Annotated in this window: 18 protein-coding genes; 12 read left to right on the forward strand and 6 right to left on the reverse strand. The window is 60.0% G+C overall.

Translation table 11 applies throughout. From position 1 onward, the window contains the following. Window positions 1-33: 33 nt before the first annotated feature. From ATU_RS16625 to ATU_RS16635, 3 genes are all read right to left on the reverse strand, one after another. Complete coding sequence (locus ATU_RS16625; RefSeq protein WP_010973163.1) at window positions 34-411, reverse strand: hypothetical protein; 378 nt, start codon at window positions 409-411, stop codon at window positions 34-36. Between the two features lie 125 nt (window positions 412-536). After that, entirely contained in the window at window positions 537-1433 is an 897-nt protein-coding gene (gene yghU, locus ATU_RS16630; RefSeq protein ID WP_010973164.1) for a glutathione-dependent disulfide-bond oxidoreductase, read from the reverse strand. A gap of 103 nt (window positions 1434-1536) precedes the next feature. Then, window positions 1537-3069, reverse strand: coding sequence for an acyl-CoA carboxylase subunit beta (locus ATU_RS16635; RefSeq protein WP_010973165.1), 1533 nt, complete (start codon window positions 3067-3069; stop codon window positions 1537-1539). A gap of 118 nt (window positions 3070-3187) precedes the next feature. On the opposite strand from ATU_RS16635, the gene ATU_RS16640 reads away from it, so the two are divergent. Then, window positions 3188-4606, forward strand: a complete 1419-nt coding sequence (locus ATU_RS16640) for a helix-turn-helix domain-containing protein (protein ID WP_010973166.1) — start codon at window positions 3188-3190, stop codon at window positions 4604-4606. 9 nt (window positions 4607-4615) lie between these two features. Here ATU_RS16640 and ATU_RS16645 read toward each other — a convergent pair whose 3' ends face one another. Next, complete coding sequence (locus tag ATU_RS16645; protein WP_162180328.1) at window positions 4616-5272, reverse strand: DNA-3-methyladenine glycosylase family protein; 657 nt, start codon at window positions 5270-5272, stop codon at window positions 4616-4618. A 39-nt stretch (window positions 5273-5311) separates the two neighbouring features. Between ATU_RS16645 and gluQRS the strand changes: the two genes are divergently transcribed. Then, a complete protein-coding gene (gene gluQRS / locus ATU_RS16650) occupies window positions 5312-6211 on the forward strand; it encodes a tRNA glutamyl-Q(34) synthetase GluQRS (RefSeq protein WP_010973168.1) in 900 nt (299 codons plus the stop codon). Here gluQRS and ATU_RS16655 read toward each other — a convergent pair. Further along, on the reverse strand, window positions 6179-7096 hold the full coding sequence (locus tag ATU_RS16655) for a YihY/virulence factor BrkB family protein (protein ID WP_010973169.1): 918 nt from the start codon (window positions 7094-7096) through the stop codon (window positions 6179-6181). The two genes, gluQRS and ATU_RS16655, sit on opposite strands and share 33 nt — an antisense overlap. A 176-nt stretch (window positions 7097-7272) precedes the next feature. On the opposite strand from ATU_RS16655, the gene ATU_RS16660 reads away from it, so the two are divergent. The 7 genes from ATU_RS16660 to ATU_RS16690 all read left to right on the forward strand — a co-directional run bounded on the left by ATU_RS16660 (window position 7273) and on the right by ATU_RS16690 (window position 12587). Next, window positions 7273-8106, forward strand: a complete 834-nt coding sequence (locus ATU_RS16660; protein WP_006315579.1) for an SDR family oxidoreductase — start codon at window positions 7273-7275, stop codon at window positions 8104-8106. Between the two features lie 17 nt (window positions 8107-8123). Then, window positions 8124-8321, forward strand: coding sequence for a twin transmembrane helix small protein (locus ATU_RS16665; protein WP_006315578.1), 198 nt, complete (start codon window positions 8124-8126; stop codon window positions 8319-8321). 1 nt (window position 8322) lies between these two features. Then, window positions 8323-8901 carry a cob(I)yrinic acid a,c-diamide adenosyltransferase gene (locus ATU_RS16670; RefSeq protein WP_010973170.1) on the forward strand — a complete coding sequence of 193 codons (579 nt, stop codon included), beginning with the start codon at window positions 8323-8325 and terminating at the stop codon, window positions 8899-8901. Between the two features lie 32 nt (window positions 8902-8933). Then, on the forward strand, window positions 8934-9707 hold the full coding sequence (locus ATU_RS16675; protein ID WP_010973171.1) for a rhomboid family intramembrane serine protease: 774 nt from the start codon (window positions 8934-8936) through the stop codon (window positions 9705-9707). 182 nt (window positions 9708-9889) lie between these two features. Then, window positions 9890-10636, forward strand: a complete 747-nt coding sequence (locus tag ATU_RS16680) for an electron transfer flavoprotein subunit beta/FixA family protein (RefSeq protein WP_010973172.1) — start codon at window positions 9890-9892, stop codon at window positions 10634-10636. Between the two features lie 25 nt (window positions 10637-10661). Continuing rightward, entirely contained in the window at window positions 10662-11591 is a 930-nt protein-coding gene (locus ATU_RS16685; RefSeq protein ID WP_010973173.1) for an electron transfer flavoprotein subunit alpha/FixB family protein, read from the forward strand. Between the two features lie 114 nt (window positions 11592-11705). Further along, window positions 11706-12587, forward strand: coding sequence for a 3-hydroxybutyryl-CoA dehydrogenase (locus ATU_RS16690; RefSeq protein ID WP_006316158.1), 882 nt, complete (start codon window positions 11706-11708; stop codon window positions 12585-12587). A 46-nt stretch (window positions 12588-12633) separates the two neighbouring features. Here the strand turns inward: ATU_RS16690 and tlpA are convergent, their stop codons facing one another. Further along, window positions 12634-13302, reverse strand: a complete 669-nt coding sequence (gene tlpA / locus ATU_RS16695) for a thiol:disulfide interchange protein TlpA (RefSeq protein ID WP_010973174.1) — start codon at window positions 13300-13302, stop codon at window positions 12634-12636. A gap of 22 nt (window positions 13303-13324) precedes the next feature. On the opposite strand from tlpA, the gene argH reads away from it, so the two are divergent. The 3 genes from argH to lysA all read left to right on the forward strand — a co-directional run bounded on the left by argH (window position 13325) and on the right by lysA (window position 16305). Continuing rightward, on the forward strand, window positions 13325-14725 hold the full coding sequence (gene argH / locus ATU_RS16700) for an argininosuccinate lyase (RefSeq protein ID WP_006316155.1): 1401 nt from the start codon (window positions 13325-13327) through the stop codon (window positions 14723-14725). A 94-nt stretch (window positions 14726-14819) separates the two neighbouring features. Next, window positions 14820-15023, forward strand: a complete 204-nt coding sequence (gene lptM, locus ATU_RS16705) for an LPS translocon maturation chaperone LptM (protein ID WP_003509930.1) — start codon at window positions 14820-14822, stop codon at window positions 15021-15023. A gap of 13 nt (window positions 15024-15036) precedes the next feature. Beyond that, window positions 15037-16305 (forward strand): diaminopimelate decarboxylase, encoded by a 1269-nt coding sequence (lysA, locus tag ATU_RS16710; RefSeq protein WP_006316154.1) that lies wholly within the window; start codon window positions 15037-15039, stop codon window positions 16303-16305. Window positions 16306-16396: the final 91 nt, after the last annotated feature.

The following is a 16396-nucleotide window of genomic DNA, read 5'->3' on the forward strand; positions in this document are numbered from 1 at the left end:
GAATTTCATTCCCCGCTGGTGGATGGCCACCCTTCAAATCTCGAAAAAATTCTCGAAGGATTCCGGGAAGTTCTGCCGGGCGACGCGCTCGTCGATGACAAGCATCGCCTGATAGGAAAGCGGATCGAAATTCTTTTCGGCCGCCACGACCTCACGGCCGAACAGCAGGCTTAAGCGGGCAGCGTCCAGATTGCCGCGCTCGAACGGTTCCGGACCGAAATGGTGCCAGAGCGAATGCAGGAAGGCGGCATCGATGCGATGTTCCTTGGAGTCGTCGCGTGCCCTGCGGGGTATCATCTTGACGGGCGTTACCCCTTTGGGGTTGGCCCGGCGGATGGTGAACTGGATGCCCGTGCTCGGCATGCCGGAGGGAAACCCCTTGTGTTTGGTCATTTCGGGCAGGTTCGCCATGTTTTATCCTTCGAGAAGTATTTCCATTAAAAGCGGCTTCGCCTTTACCTGCGGACAATGCGTCGTTCAAATGATTAGAGCGCTTCCATGGTCCCATTAAAACCAGAAGCGCTCTAGTCTTGTCGTTATGCCTTACCGATCTTGTCCTGTGTCTTCGTGTCGAAGTCAGAAGCATCGTGGCGTTCATGCAGTTGTTCGGACGGATCGCCCGAGGTTTTGTTGACGATCACGCCACGCTTGACCGCCGGGCGTTCGCCGATTTCAAGCGTCCAGCGCATGAGGTTCTTATAGCCATCTGCTTCCAGGAAAGCACCGGCATCGCCATAGGCCTGGCCGAGCGCGATCTTGCCATACCACGGCCAGACGGCCATGTCGGCGATCGTATACTGATCACCGGCCAGATAGCGGTTTTCGGCGAGATGCCGATCCAGCACATCAAGCTGGCGTTTGACTTCCATGGCGTAACGGTCGATCGCATATTTGATCTTGATCGGCGCATAGGCGTAAAAATGGCCGAAACCGCCACCGAGGAACGGCGCGGAGCCCATCTGCCAGAACAGCCAGTTCAGCGCCTGCGTGCGGGCATTGCCCTCTTTCGGCAGGAAAGCGCCGAATTTTTCCGCGAGATAAACGAGGATCGAGCCGCTCTCGAAAACCCTCGTCGGCTCAGGCGTCGAGTGATCCATCAGTGCCGGGATTTTGGAGTTCGGATTGACGCCGACAAAACCGGAGCCGAACTGGTCGCCTTCGCCGATCTTGATCAGCCACGCATCATAGTCTGCGCCCTTGTGGCCGGCGGCCAGCAATTCTTCCAGCATGATGGAGACCTTCTGGCCATTCGGCGTCGCCAGCGAATAAAGCTGCAGCGGATGTTTGCCAACGGGCAGTTCCTTGTCATGGGTGGGGCCGGCGATCGGGCGGTTGATATTGGCGAACTGGCCGCCATTGCCCTTGTCCCAGGTCCAGACCTTAGGCGGTTCATATCCGGCGGGGAAATTATCGGCGGAGGAATTTTCGGCCATGAAAATGTGTCCTTGTTCGTTTCGGGAGGACATCCGGACATCCGGGCGCCTGAACATCAATATAGTAAGGTGGCCGAAGCATTTTTCCAGCCCCGCAGCGGGATCAGAGCGGAATAGTATCGTGTTTCTTCCAGCGGGTTTCGACACTCTTGTTACGCAGCGACGCGAACGCACGGGCGATGCGGCGACGCGAGGAATGCGGCATGATCACCTCATCGATGAAACCGCGCTCTGCCGCCACGAAAGGATTGGCGAAACGCTCCTCATATTCTTTTGTACGCGCAGCAATCTTCTCGGGATCGGCAAGCTCGGAACGATAAAGGATTTCCGCTGCCCCCTTCGCCCCCATGACGGCGATTTCCGCTGTTGGCCAGGCGTAATTGACATCCGCACCGATATGTTTCGAGGCCATCACGTCATAAGCACCGCCATAGGCCTTGCGGGTAATCAGCGTCACCATCGGCACCGTCGCTTCCGAATAGGCGAAGAGAAGTTTCGCGCCGTGCTTGATAACGCCGCCATATTCCTGCGCCGTTCCCGGCAGGAAACCCGGCACATCCACCAGCGTCAGCAGCGGAATGTTGAAGGCATCGCAGAAGCGCACGAAACGGGCGGCCTTGCGCGAACTGTCGATATCAAGGCAGCCAGCCAGCACCATCGGCTGGTTGGCGACAACCCCCACCGTCTGGCCCTCGAGACGGATGAAGCCGGTGATGATGTTGCGGGCAAAAGCCTCTTGCAACTCAAAGAAATCACCCTCGTCGGCCAGCGCGTGGATCAGTTCCTTCATGTCATAGGGCTTGTTGGAACTATCAGGGATCAGCGTGTCGAGCCGCGCTTCCAGCCGCGCCGGATCGTCATGGAACGGCCGGACCGGCGGCTTTTCGCGATTGTTGAGCGGCAGGAAATCGAACAGCAGCCGCACATGTTCCAGCGTCTCGATGTCGTTTTCATAGGCGCCATCGGCAACCGAGGATTTTTTCGTGTGGGTGGAGGCTCCGCCCAACTCTTCCGCGGTGACGATTTCGTTGGTGACCGTCTTCACCACATCCGGCCCGGTCACGAACATGTAAGAGGTGTCGCGCACCATGAAGATGAAATCGGTCATGGCAGGCGAATAGACCGCACCGCCGGCACAAGGCCCCATGATCACCGATATCTGCGGCACGACGCCGGAGGCGACAACATTGCGCTTGAAGACATCGGCATAACCGCCGAGCGAGGCGACCCCCTCTTGAATACGCGCGCCGCCGCTGTCATTCAGCCCGATCACCGGCGCGCCGTTGCGCACCGCCATATCCATGATCTTGCAGATTTTCTGGGCATGGGTTTCAGACAGCGAACCGCCGAGCACGGTGAAATCCTGGGAAAACACATAGACCTGCCGGCCATTGATGGTACCCCAGCCGGTAACGACACCGTCGCCCGCCACCTTTTGTTCCGCCATGCCGAAATCCACCGCCCGGTGGGTGACGTACATGTCGTATTCTTCAAAGGAGCCTTCATCCAGGAGCACATCGATGCGCTCGCGCGCCGTCAGCTTACCCTTGGCATGCTGCGCCTCGATACGCTTGACGCCACCGCCGAGCCGGGCCTCTTGTCGCCGCGTTTCCAATTGCTCCAGAATGCCGGGCATGTTTCCTCCGTGCGTTTCCTCAAAATCAATAGCTTAGAAAACATTCGCCTAGAAGCCTTGATCGTGTGCGTATGCGTGCCATAAATATTTGCAATATTTAATTTTGCAAAGTTGCAACATGGCGACGGAAAAACTCTTCATTGGCCGCAAGGTGCGTGGTCTGCGCGAAAACGCCCGCGCCACGCAGGCGCAATTTGCCGAACGGCTGGGCATCTCGGCGAGCTATCTGAACCAGATCGAAAACAACCAGCGCCCGGTTTCGGCCAGCGTTCTGGTGACGCTGGTGGAAAAATTCCAGCTCGACATGGCGGAACTGGCGACCGGCGAAAACGACCGGCTGGTTTCCGCCGTGCGCGAGGCGCTGAAAGACCCGCTATTCATGAATTATGAGCCGGGGCTTCAGGAATTGAAGCTGATCGCCCAGAACGCGCCGGGTTTTGCCCATGCGCTGCTGCGCGCTCATCAGGCTTACCGACAAAACAGCGAGCAGCTGGTGCAGCTGGATGACCGTCTGGGCCGCGGAACCGCGCAAGTGGAAAGAACCCCCTATGAGGAAGTGCGCGATTTCTTCCACTTCGTCGACAACTACGTCGCTGAGATCGATCTTCTGGCCGAGGAGCTGGCGCAGGAACTGGAGATCGAAGGCGGCGAGACCTACGGCATTCTGGCGGCGCATCTGCGCAGCCTTTACGGCATCCATATCACCCGAACCGAAGCGGCGGGTGGACTGATCCGGCATTTCGATCCCGCCGGCAAGACGCTCGCTCTCAGTTCCTACATGGCGGCGCCGACCCGCTGTTTTCAGCTTGCGTTGCAGATCGCCCAGCTTCATGCCGGCGCGACGGTGGACAGGGTGCTTGCCGGCGCCGGGTTCCGCAATGCGGAAGCGGCGGAAATCTGTCGTATCGGGCTGCACAATTATTTCGCCGCCGCCCTCATCCTGCCCTATGGCCAATTTCATCGGGCGGCTCAGGAACTGCGCCACGATCTCGAACTTCTGGCCGTAAGGTTCGGCGCGAGCCTCGAACAGGTGGCCCACCGGCTGAGCACGCTGCAACGCCCGGGCATGAAAGGCGTGCCGATCTTTTTCGCCAAGATCGACCGGGCCGGCAACATCACCAAACGCCACAGTGCCACACGGCTGCAATTTGCCCGTTTCGGCGCGGCCTGTCCGCTGTGGAATATCCATCAGGCTTTCGAAAGCTCCGACAGGATCGTGCGGCAGCTGGCGGAAACGCCCGACGGCGTGCGCTATCTTTCCATTGCCACCCAGATCGAGAAAGCCGGCGCCGGTTTCAATACGGAGAGACCGCGTTACGCCATCGCACTTGGCTGCGAAATTTCCCACGCGCAGAATTTCGTTTATGCGGATACGCTCGATCTCGGCAATGCCGCATCCTTCAAACCGATCGGCATATCCTGCCGGGTCTGCGAGAGGGTGGACTGCGTACAGCGCGCCGTGCCGCCGTTGAAACGGAAGCTGCATTTCGATCATCTGTCGCGCGGGGCATTGCCCTACCAGATCGCAGATTTTTAGGCAGCCCGCTCAGGGCAAAGGCACCATGGCGCGCCGCATGATATTGGCATAATAGCCCCAGAAAAGTCGGGCGGCGACGGAACGCCATGGCGACCAGAGCGTCGCCCGCTCCGCCAGCCATTTCGCGTCCGGCCTCACCTCCAGATCAAGCGCGTGCGCCACCGCCGATCTCAACGCCACATCCCCTACCGGAAAGATATCCGGGTGCCCGCCGCAGAACATCAGATAGACCTCCGCCGTCCATGGCCCGATACCACGAAGCGCCACCAGCTCGGAAAAGGCAGCACCCGCCTCCTTGCGCACCACGCCGTCAAGATCGACCTGCCCTTCCGTGACGGCCCGCGCCAGACCTTCCAGCGTCGTGGCCTTGGCACGCGAAAGGCCGAAGGTGGCGCGCAATTCCTCCGATACGGCCAAGTAGTTTTCCGCCGTCACCTTGCCGCCGGTGCCGGCAAGGATACGCGCCCATATGGCATTGGCACTGGCGCGCGATACCATCTGCGACACGACGATATGGGCAAGGCCTGCAAAGCCGGGCTCATGAATGCGCAATTCCAGCGGGCCTGCTTTTTCGATGACGGGGCTGAGCGCAGGATCGAGGCGGGCGAGATGGTCCAGCCCTTCGCTGATGTCATCCATCCCGGTGATGATTTTCATATCGGTCATTCCCTAGGCCGCCAGCCGGCTGGCGGGGCACTTTAAAACATGGCAGAAGAAACCATGCCTTCGCCTCTCCGTCAAAAACCGGTTTATCGTTTTGCACCAAGCCCGAATGGCCCGCTGCATCTCGGGCACGCGCTTTCCGCCTTCCTGAACCATGATATGGCGCAGGACAATGGCGGCCGCTTCCTGCTGCGCATTGAGGATATCGACCAGACCCGCTGCACGCCGGAACTGGAGCAGGCGATCTATGATGATCTCGACTGGTTGGGTCTCGACTGGGAAAAACCGGTGCGGCGGCAATCGGACCATTTCGACGCCTACCGCGTGTCGCTGGACAGGTTGATCGATGCGGGCCTTGCCTATCCGGCTTTTCTCAGCCGGGGTGAAACAAAAACCATCGTCAGGGCCTTCGAGGCCGATGGCGGGCTCTGGCCTCGCGATCCGGATGGCGCGCCGCTCTATCCATCCATGGACCGCGAAAGGCCCGACGCGGAACGGGCAGCGCTGCTTGCCTCCGGTCGGCACCACGCATGGCGGCTCGACATGGAAAAGGCGATCCGCGCCGTTGGCAGCTCCCTGTTCTGGCAGGAGAGCGGCGATGGCGAGACGGGACGCATCGAGGCACTTCCCGGGCTCTGGGGCGACGTGGTGCTGTCGCGTTCCGACGCGCCTTCGAGCTATCATCTTTCCGTTGTGGTGGATGATGCGCTGCAGGGCATCACCCATGTGGTGCGCGGCATGGATCTGTTCCACGCAACCGCCATTCACCGGCTGCTTCAGCATCTGCTGGACCTGCCGCAACCGACCTATCACCATCACCGGCTGCTCCTCGGTGCGGACGGCCGCAAACTTTCGAAAAGCGAAGGAAGCACGGGGCTCTCCACCCTTCGTGCAGAAGGTGCCGGGCCCTCAGATATCCGCAGGCTTGTCGGTCTCATCTAGCGCCCGCTCGCGGCGCGGGCCGTTGCTGCCGATATTGCGGCGGATGATCTGGCGGACCTTGTATTTCATCAGCGCCGCGTTCACCTCCGCGCCGAGCATGAAGATGACGCCGACCATATAAAGGAAGACCAGAACCACCATGACAGAGGCGAGACCGGCATAGGTGGCGGCATAATTGGCGAAGGTGGAGAGATAATAAGCGAAGATCGCCGCACCGATGACCCAGAAGATCATCGTCAGCAGGATGCCGGGCCAGACATCCCAGATGCGACGCTTGCCGGCGGGCAGCCACAGATGTGCTGCCACCAGCCCCGCCGTCAGCACCACGATCGTGCCATAGAGGCCGAGGCTGGAGACGGTGTTCAGTAAATCCGTCAGCCACGGAAATCGCGCTTCGGCAAAGGAGGTGGCGACCGGCACAGCGACGAGGACGATGCTGATGCCGGTAAAGACCACCACGGCAATCAGCACGTAAAGCAGGCTGAGCAGGCGGGTAACATACCACCAGCGCGTCTCGGTAACACGATAGGCGCGGTTGAGCGAAATGCGCAGCGCTTCGACACCGTTGGAGGCGAAGTAGGCGGCGGCCAGCACCGAAATCGTCAGCAGCCCGCCGCGCGGAATGGTCAGCACCTGCTGCACCTGCGCCGCTAGCGGCCCGGCAATAGCCTCTGGCCATGTGTCGAAAATCAGATGCACCGCCGTTTCGGAAAACTGGTCGGCACCCAGAAAACCGGCGAGTGCCGTGCCGAAGATCAGAAACGGAAACAGCGCCAGCAGGATGGACAGCGCCATATGGCTCGCCATCGCCCAGCCGTCATCCTCGGCGAAATGGGAATAGGCATCGAAGGCAACCTTGCCTGCCAAGCGCACTGCGGCAACCATGTCACCTCCATTCATCGGCATTTCATTTGTAACTTCGCCCCGAATATGGGAAGTCAGCTTCGCTTTGTACAGCGCGTAGGCCGGGCTTTCGGTTCCATTGCCGAAAAGGATTTCGCGCAATTTAATTTTGTAAACCTGGGCGCGACTTGGCGCAAAGACCATTGGCGGAGCGGAACATGTCTGAAAAACCGGTCATCATCATCACCGGATGTTCCTCTGGCATCGGCGCCTATTGCGCCGGCGCGCTTCAGCGGGACGGCTGGCGGGTTTTTGCCACCGTGCGCCGCATCGTCGACATGGCCGCGCTCGAAAATCAGGGCATCGAAACCCTGATCATGGATTACACCAAGCCGGAAACCATCGCCGCGCTGGTGGACACCGTTGCAGCCCGGACCGGCGGCCGCATCGACGCGCTCTTCAACAACGGCGCCTATGGCCAGCCGGGCGCGGTGGAAGACCTGCCTGTCGAAGCGCTGAGAGCCCAGTTCGAAACCAATGTCTTCGGTTGGCACGATCTGACTCGACGGGTCATTCCCTTCATGCGCAAGCGTGGTTCGGGCCGTATCGTGCATTGCTCCTCCATTCTCGGCCTCGTGCCCTATCGCTATCGCGGCGCCTATACCGCCTCGAAATTCGCCATCGAGGGCCTGGGCGTCACGCTGCGCATGGAGCTTCAGGGCAGCGGCATTCATGTGAGCCTGATCGAACCCGGTCCGATTACCTCGAAATTCACGGCAACGGCGCTTGCCCACGTCAAGGACAAGATCGATCTGGAAAATTCGGCCCATGCGGCGGAATATAAACGCCAACTGGCGCGCATGGATGGGTCAGGCCCCGTCAACCGCCACAAACTCGGCCCCGAGGCCGTTTATGCCGTACTGAAACATGCCCTGACCGCCGCCAGACCGAAACCGCATTATCCCGTCACGGTTCCAGCCAAACAGGGGCTGTTACTGAAACGGCTCTTGCCTGCCGGACTGTTCTATCGTCTGCTGCGCAGATTCGATTGAGGAGGAGTAACCCCTAAATGTCCGGCTTCACCACTGTTCTGGCCCTTATCGCCATGGGCCTTGTCGTCATCGTGCTGATACGCGGCCTCTTCAACATGCTGAAGGGACAGGACGCCAACCGCTCCAACAAGCTGATGCAGCTGCGTCTGCTGTTGCAGGCCATCGCCATCGTGCTGATCATGCTGACGCTCTGGCTCACCGGCGGTGGCCGCTGACATGGTGAAGCTGAACAAGATCTACACCCGCACCGGCGACAAAGGCACGACGGCGCTGGTTTCCGGCCCACGCCGCCTGAAGCACGATCTTCGCGTCGAGGCCTATGGCACGGTCGACGAAACCAATTCGGCCATCGGCATCGCGCGGCTTCATACGAGCGGGCTGGAGACATTGGATGCCATGCTGTTCCGCATCCAGAACGATCTTTTCGATCTCGGCGCCGATCTCGCCACGCCTGATAATGGCGAGCCGCTTTCCTATGAGCCGTTGCGCATCGTTGAAAGCCAGGTCATGCGGCTGGAAAACGAAATCGACGAACTCAATGCCGCCCTTGAACCGCTTACCTCCTTCGTGCTGCCGGGCGGCAGCGCGGCAGCGGCCAATCTGCACATGGCGCGCACCGTCTGCCGGCGAGCGGAGAGGTTGATGGTTGAACTTTCCGTTACTGACAACGAGATCGTCAGTCCGGCGGCCCTGAAATATGCCAATCGCCTGTCCGATTTCCTGTTCGTCGCCGCCCGCTTCACCAATGAGGCAGGTAGGGCCGACATATTGTGGGTTCCCGGCAAGAACCGTTAAAGCCTGTCCATGGCGCAAACGAAGGGCGTTCGATGTTCATACCGCTGCACGATGCGAATTTCCTCAAACATATCCGGCTGCAATATGTGACCATCGGCCTGATCGTGATCAATGTACTGGTCTGGCTGTTTACCGGCGTGCTTGCCAGCGACGTGCAGGCCAATGCCGCAGCGCTCGGCCTCGGTTTCATCCCTGCCGTGGTATTCGATTACGCCTATCTGGAACCGGCCCTGCAGGTGGTGCCTGATGATCTCACCGTCGTCACCTATGCGTTCCTGCATCTCGATTTCTGGCATCTGGCCGGCAACATGCTGTTTCTCTGGGTCTTCGGCGACAATGTCGAGGATGCGCTCGGTCACTTCCGGTTCCTGATCTTCTACCTCGTCTGCGCGATTGCCGGCGCCCTGTTTCACGGCTTTGTCGCCCCCACTTCGGAAGGGCCGCTGATCGGTGCATCGGGTGCGGTTTCCGGTGTGGTTGCGGCCTATTTCCTGCTGCATCCAAGGGTACGTGTCTGGGTGCTGGTCCTGATGCGCATTCCACTTCCCCTGCCCGCCTTCATTCCGTTGGCGCTGTGGATCGGTCAGCAGTTCCTGATGCTGGCGCTGGGGCTGGAGCAAAACGTTTCCTGGGGCGCGCATGTGGGTGGCATCCTGGCGGGCGCGATCATGGTGATTTTCATGCGCAGGCCGGATGTTCCCCTGTTTGACCGCACCATTGTTGCGCCGAGGGCGGCGCAGTTCAAGAATACGTCGCAAACGGCAGGGTTGTCGCAAATCGAACGGGGCTATGACGGGGGTAGATGAGACCTCTCGTCAGAGATACAGTATTTACGTTAACGTCAACGTAATATATGCCTTACGTGCATGTGATAATGAAGATTGCTCCGTTGTATTTGCGGGAAAAATGCTTATCCATGTCGCCACCTGTTTTTGGAGGTCCGCGCGGTTTACCCGCCCCGCGGACAGGAGTTTGAGGAAAGCCGCCGATGAAAATCCTTGTCCCCGTTAAACGAGTCGTCGACTACAACGTGAAAATCCGCGTGAAGTCGGATGGTTCTGGCGTTGAGCTTGCCAATGTGAAGATGTCGATGAACCCGTTCGACGAAATCTCGGTGGAAGAGGCCCTTCGCCTGAAGGAAGCCGGCAAAGCCGAAGAGGTCGTGGTCGTCTCCATCGGCCCGGCCAAGGCGGAAGAAACGCTGCGCACCGCGCTTGCCATGGGCGCCGACCGCGCCATCCTGATCGAGACCGACGAAACCGTCGAGCCGCTCGCCGTCGCCAAGCTCCTGAAGGGCGTGGCCGAGGCTGAGCAGCCCGGTCTCGTCATCGTCGGCAAGCAGGCGATCGATGACGATTCGAACCAGACCGGCCAGATGCTGGCAGCCCTGCTCGGCTGGGGCCAGGGCACGTTTGCCTCCAAGGTCGTACCGGCTGACGGCAAGGTCGCGGTCACCCGTGAAGTCGATGGCGGCCTGCAGACTGTCGAGCTGAAACTGCCAGCCGTCGTCACCACCGATCTTCGTCTGAACGAGCCGCGTTACGCCTCGCTGCCGAACATCATGAAGGCAAAAAAGAAGCCGCTCGACAAAAAGGCTCCGGCCGATTTCGGCGTCGATGTCTCGCCGCGCCTGAAGGTGCTGAAGACCGAGGAGCCCGCGGGCCGCAAGGCCGGCATCAAGGTCGGCTCGGTTGCCGAACTGGTCGAAAAGCTCAAAGCCGACGGCGTCCTCTAAGGTTTCGGAAAAGGGAGATATTCTTATGGCCATTCTTCTTCTGGCAGAACACGACAACGCAACCCTTTCCGACCTGACGGCAAAGACGCTGACGGCGGCAACGCAGATCGGCGGCGACGTGCATGTGCTGGTCGCGGGTTCTGGCGCGAAAGCTGCCGCCGACGCAGCCGCGAAGCTGACGGGCGTCTCCAAGGTGCTGCTCGCCGACGACGCCTCCTATGCCAACGCGCTTGCCGAGCCGCTGGCGGCGCTGGTCGTTTCGCTCAGCCCCGCCTATGACGTCATCATCGCCCCCGCGACGGCATCCGCCAAGAACGTGCTGCCGCGTGTGGCAGCGCTTCTCGACGTGGCGCAGGTCTCGGAAATCATCGAGGTCGTATCGCCTGACACTTTCAAACGGCCGATCTATGCCGGCAACGCCATCCAGACGGTGCAGGCAAGCGACGCCAAGAAGGTCATCACCGTGCGTCCGACCGCCTTTGCGGCCGCCGCCGAAGGTGGTTCGGCATCGGTCGAGACAATCGCTACTGCTGAAAATCCCGGTGTCTCCAGCTTCGTTTCCGATGCGCTGGCTTCTTCCGATCGTCCGGAACTGACCTCTGCGAAGATCATCATCTCCGGTGGCCGCGCGCTTGGCTCGTCGGAAAAGTTCAAGGAAGTCATCCTTCCCGTCGCCGACAAGCTTGGTGCCGCCGTTGGTGCCAGCCGCGCGGCCGTCGATGCCGGTTACGCGCCGAACGACTGGCAGGTGGGCCAGACCGGCAAGGTGGTTGCGCCGCAGCTTTACATCGCTGCCGGTATTTCCGGCGCCATCCAGCATCTGGCCGGCATGAAGGATTCGAAGGTCATCGTCGCCATCAACAAGGATGAAGAAGCGCCGATTTTCCAGGTTGCCGATTACGGTCTCGTCGCAGACCTGTTCGAGGCACTGCCGGAACTTCAAAAAGCTCTTTGATTTTAAATACATGATGAAGGCGGCGCGTTTTTTGAACGCGCCGCCTTCTCTTTTTCGGCGATATGCGTAACATCGCCAGCGAATTTGCAGATGCATCACATGGGAGAACCGCATATGACCGCCCCCTTTAAAAACATCGGTGTCATCGGAGCCGGTCAGATGGGATGTGGCATTGCGCATGTTTCCGCCATTGCCGGCTACCGGGTCCATATCTACGATCTTTCGAAAGAAGGCATCGAGGCCGGCCTTGCCACGATCAACGGCAATCTCGCCCGCCAGGTGACCAACAACAAGCTTTCCGATGATGCCCGCAAGCAGGCGCTGGCGCTCATCAGTGGATCGACCGACGTCAATGATCTGGCGCCGATGGATATCGTCATCGAGGCAGCCACGGAAAACGAAGAGATCAAGCGCAAGATTTATGCGCAGGTCTGCCCGGTCCTGAAACCCGAGGCGCTGCTCGCCACCAATACGTCTTCACTTTCCATCACCCGACTTGCTTCCGCCACTGACCGCCCCGAACAGTTCATGGGCATCCATTTCATGAACCCGGTGCCCGTCATGAAACTGGTCGAGCTGGTGCGCGGCATCGCCACCAACGAAAAAACCTTCGACGCGGCGAAAGCCTATGTGCGGACGCTTGAAAAGGCGATCACCGTCGCCGAGGATTTCCCGGCCTTCATCGTCAACCGCATCCTGCTGCCGATGATCAACGAGGCGATCTACACGCTGTATGAGGGCGTCGGTTCGGTGGAAGCCATCGATACCGCCATGCGGCTCGGCGCGAACCACCCGATGGGTCCGCTGCAACTTGCCGATTTCATCGGTCTCGATACCTGTTTGTCGATCATGCAGGTGCTGCATGACGGTCTCTCCGACAGCAAATATCGCCCCTGCCCACTACTGGTCAAATATGTCGAGGCCGGCTGGCTCGGCCGTAAATCCGGCCGTGGCTTCTACGATTACCGCGGCGAAACGCCAGTTCCGACGCGTTAAAGATCAGCCGCAGCGAGGGAGAGAAAAGTCTCTCCCGAAAGCCGGCTTACTTAGCGGTTGCGGCCGTCACCAACGCCTTCGCATCTTCGCTGTCCCAGGCGGCCGGCCCGTTCATGGCGCCCAGCAGGCAGCCGTTTTCATCCAGCAGCAGGGTGGCCGGCAGGCCGAAAGCGAGGCCTTCCTTTTTCAGGACGTTGAAGACGCCCATGGAACTGTCGCGGTAATGCTTCAGCGCGTCGATCTTGTATTCATCCATGAAGGCTTTCGGCTTTTCATCCGCGCCGACATCGATATTGACGGCCACAACCTCGAACTTGTCACCGCCCTTTTCCTTCTCCAGCGCGTTCAGAGCCGGCATTTCTTCCCGGCAGGGTACACACCATGTGGCCCAGAGATTGAGAAGAATCGCCTTGCCCTTGAGATCGGCAAGCGTCATGTCCTTGGCCTCGGGCCCCTCGAAGGACAGCGGGATGACACGCGGCTTGTCCGCCGCCGACATGGCAGCCACTTGCCCCTTCAGAAACGGCTTCAGCGAGGCGATGCGGTTTGCAGCACCCTCACATAAACCGCCCTCTGCCACCGCAGCCCCTTGAACCGGGCTCTCAGACCCAATATGCCTGAACCCGACCGCGCCAGCACCGGCGAGCACACCGGCAACGGCAGCAATTGCAACCAACTTGGCGGAAGGAAGCCTGAACGGCGTTTTTTCTGTCATCGAATACTCCAGGGCACTAAACATGGCTGACGGCACAGATCAGAAATCCTCCAACCAGATGTGGGGCGGACGTTTTGCTTCCGGGCCATCAGCCATCATGGAAGAGATAAATGCCTCCATCGGCTTCGACAAGAAGCTTTATGCCCAGGACATCCGCGGCTCTATAGCGCACGCCACCATGCTGGCGGAAAAAGGCATTATTTCGCAGGAAGATAAAGAGAAGATCGTTCACGGCCTGAACACGATCCTGTCAGAGATCGAAGCCGGCACCTTCGAATTCTCGCGCAAGCTCGAAGATATTCACATGAACATCGAGGCGCGCCTTGCAACCCTCATCGGCACGGCGGCCGGCCGCCTGCACACCGCGCGCTCGCGCAACGACCAGGTGGCGCTCGATTTCCGCCTGTGGGTTAAGGAAGAATTGCAGAAGACCGAGGGCATGTTGACAGCCCTCATCGCCGCCTTCCTCGACCGCGCCGAGGAAAATGCCGATACCGTGATGCCCGGCTTCACCCATCTGCAGACGGCGCAGCCCGTCACCTTCGGCCACCATTGCATGGCCTATGTGGAAATGTTCGGCCGTGACCGTGCCCGTGTGCGGCACGCCATCGAGCATCTGGACGAAAGCCCGATCGGCGCAGCCGCGCTGGCCGGCACCGGCTACCCCATCGACCGCCATATGACAGCCAAGGCGCTCGGTTTCCGCGAGCCGACCCGCAACTCTATCGACACCGTCTCCGACCGCGATTTCGCGCTGGAATTCCTGTCGATCGCTTCGATCTGCGCCACGCATCTGTCGCGTCTCGCCGAAGAAATCGTCATCTGGTCGACGCCGCAATTCGGTTTCATCCGCCTCTCGGATGCCTTTTCCACCGGCTCTTCGATTATGCCGCAGAAAAAGAACCCTGACGCCGCCGAACTGGTGCGCGCCAAGACTGGTCGCATCAACGGCTCGCTGGTGGCGCTGCTGACTGTCATGAAGGGCCTGCCGCTTGCCTATTCCAAGGACATGCAGGAAGACAAGGAACAGGTTTTCGACTCCGCCGAAAGCCTGGAATTGGCGATTGCCGCCATGACCGGCATGATACGCGACCTCGAGGTGCGCAAGGACCGTATGCGTGCGGCCGCCGGTTCGGGTTATTCCACAGCCACCGATCTCGCCGACTGGCTGGTGCGCGAGGCGGGCCTGCCGTTCCGCGATGCCCACCATGTGACCGGCAATGCCGTGGCGCTGGCGGAGAAAAAGGGCTGCGATCTGGCCGATCTTTCGCTGGAGGAATTGCAGGCCATCCACCCCGACATCACCAACGGTATTTTCGACGTTCTCTCGGTCGAGGCATCGGTCGCCAGCCGCACAAGCTTTGGCGGCACCGCTCCTTCGGAAGTCAGGAAGCAGATCGCCTGGTGGCGTGGACGCAACTGATAAATTCACGTTACGCTGCGATCACAAGAAACAGGGTGCACAAGCGCCCTGTTTTTCGTTATCAGAGAGGCACATATTTCCTTTGGACAGGCTCATGCTTTCAAAAACCGCGCGCAAACTCATCGTTCCCATCGGCATGACGCTCGCCGTCAGCCTTGCTCTCAGTGCCTGCGGGCGTAAGGGCGACATCGACCCGCCGAGCACGCCGGTCGAAATGCGCAACAAACGCGCCGCCGATGGCAGCGAGCCGAAGCCGGCGACAGCGGAACGGCCGTTCATCCTCGACAAGCTTCTCTGACGGGTAAAAAGCCGTGAACCATTTTGGCTATATCGACGGCGTGCTGCACGCCGAAAACGTGCCCGTGCCCGAGATCGCCAAGGCGGTCGGCACGCCCTTCTACGTCTATTCCACAGCAACGCTGGAGCGCCACTACAAGGTGTTCTCAGGCGCTTTCGCGGATGTGGACGCCATGGTCTGTTACGCCATGAAGGCCAATTCCAACCAGGCGGTGCTGAAGACGCTGGCGAAACTCGGTGCCGGCATCGACGTGGTCTCCGGCGGCGAATTGCGCCGTGCACTGGCTGCCGGCGTGCCCGCAAGCCGCATCATGTTCTCCGGTGTCGGCAAGACCGTGGCGGAAATGGATTACGCGCTGGAAGCCGGCATCTATTGCTTCAACATCGAATCCGAACCGGAACTGGAAGTCCTCAACCTGCGCGCCGTCAAGGCCGGCAAGCGGGCGCATGTCTCCTTCCGCATCAATCCGGATGTGGATGCGCGCACCCACGCCAAGATTTCCACCGGAAAAAAAGAAAACAAGTTCGGCATTTCCTATGAGCGGGCGCGTGCGGTCTATGCCCATGCCGCCACCCTGCCCGGCATCGAAGTCACCGGCATCGACATGCATATCGGCAGCCAGATCACCGAATTGCAGCCTTTCGAAGATGCCTTCCGGCTGCTGCGCGAACTGGTGGAAGTGCTGCGTACCGATGGCCATGCGATCAGCCACGTCGATATTGGCGGCGGCCTCGGCATTCCCTACCGCGACGACAACAATCCGCCGCCGCTGCCGGATGCCTATGCTCATATCGTCAAGAACGAGCTGAAGAGCCTCAACTGCAAGATCGTCACCGAGCCCGGCCGCCTGATTGTCGGCAATGCCGGCATTCTGGTGACGGAAGTGATCTATGTGAAAGATGGCGGCGACAAAACCTTCGTGATCGTCGATGGCGCCATGAACGACCTTATTCGCCCGACGCTCTACGAAGCCTATCACGGCATCCGCCCGGTGGTGCAGCCTTCAGAGAACGCGCCGCGCATCAAGGCCGATATCGTTGGTCCGGTCTGCGAAACCGGCGATTATCTGGCGCTCGACCGCGAGATGGCGGCACCGCAGCCGGGTGATCTCATCGCCGTCAGTTCAGCCGGCGCCTATGGCGCGGTGCAGGCCGGCACCTATAATTCGCGTCTGCTGGTGCCGGAAGTGCTCGTCAAGGGCGACAGGTTCCACGTCATCCGCCCGCGCGGTACCTATGAGGAACTGATCGCCCTCGATTCCGTGCCCGCCTGGCTCGATTGACGCTGCGCAATCGATCACAATCAAGCGAAGCTGCCTAAAAAATGGGGGTGAGGGCCTAGGTGCCCTCGTCTTCGCCACAAACAATGTTATC

Origin of the sequence: Agrobacterium fabrum str. C58, from assembly GCF_000092025.1 — a bacterium.
In the GTDB taxonomy this organism is placed as follows: Bacteria; Pseudomonadota; Alphaproteobacteria; order Rhizobiales; family Rhizobiaceae; genus Agrobacterium; species Agrobacterium fabrum.

What these genes read in the sequence shown, in the direction of transcription:
- tlpA (WP_010973174.1), bottom strand. Translation starts at nt 13,302, where the DNA reads ATGACAGAAAAAACGCCGTTCAGGCTTCCTTCCGCCAAGTTGGTTGCA.
- gluQRS (WP_010973168.1), top strand. Translation starts at nt 5,312, where the DNA reads ATGGCAGAAGAAACCATGCCTTCGCCTCTCCGTCAAAAACCGGTTTAT.
- ATU_RS16690 (WP_006316158.1), top strand. Translation starts at nt 11,706, where the DNA reads ATGACCGCCCCCTTTAAAAACATCGGTGTCATCGGAGCCGGTCAGATG.
- ATU_RS16655 (WP_010973169.1), bottom strand. Translation starts at nt 7,096, where the DNA reads ATGGTTGCCGCAGTGCGCTTGGCAGGCAAGGTTGCCTTCGATGCCTAT.
- ATU_RS16660 (WP_006315579.1), top strand. Translation starts at nt 7,273, where the DNA reads ATGTCTGAAAAACCGGTCATCATCATCACCGGATGTTCCTCTGGCATC.
- ATU_RS16635 (WP_010973165.1), bottom strand. Translation starts at nt 3,069, where the DNA reads ATGCCCGGCATTCTGGAGCAATTGGAAACGCGGCGACAAGAGGCCCGG.
- argH (WP_006316155.1), top strand. Translation starts at nt 13,325, where the DNA reads ATGGCTGACGGCACAGATCAGAAATCCTCCAACCAGATGTGGGGCGGA.
- ATU_RS16670 (WP_010973170.1), top strand. Translation starts at nt 8,323, where the DNA reads ATGGTGAAGCTGAACAAGATCTACACCCGCACCGGCGACAAAGGCACG.
- ATU_RS16625 (WP_010973163.1), bottom strand. Translation starts at nt 411, where the DNA reads ATGGCGAACCTGCCCGAAATGACCAAACACAAGGGGTTTCCCTCCGGC.
- ATU_RS16675 (WP_010973171.1), top strand. Translation starts at nt 8,934, where the DNA reads ATGTTCATACCGCTGCACGATGCGAATTTCCTCAAACATATCCGGCTG.
- ATU_RS16680 (WP_010973172.1), top strand. Translation starts at nt 9,890, where the DNA reads ATGAAAATCCTTGTCCCCGTTAAACGAGTCGTCGACTACAACGTGAAA.
- ATU_RS16645 (WP_162180328.1), bottom strand. Translation starts at nt 5,272, where the DNA reads ATGACCGATATGAAAATCATCACCGGGATGGATGACATCAGCGAAGGG.
- yghU (WP_010973164.1), bottom strand. Translation starts at nt 1,433, where the DNA reads ATGGCCGAAAATTCCTCCGCCGATAATTTCCCCGCCGGATATGAACCG.
- ATU_RS16685 (WP_010973173.1), top strand. Translation starts at nt 10,662, where the DNA reads ATGGCCATTCTTCTTCTGGCAGAACACGACAACGCAACCCTTTCCGAC.
- ATU_RS16665 (WP_006315578.1), top strand. Translation starts at nt 8,124, where the DNA reads ATGTCCGGCTTCACCACTGTTCTGGCCCTTATCGCCATGGGCCTTGTC.
- lptM (WP_003509930.1), top strand. Translation starts at nt 14,820, where the DNA reads ATGCTTTCAAAAACCGCGCGCAAACTCATCGTTCCCATCGGCATGACG.
- ATU_RS16640 (WP_010973166.1), top strand. Translation starts at nt 3,188, where the DNA reads ATGGCGACGGAAAAACTCTTCATTGGCCGCAAGGTGCGTGGTCTGCGC.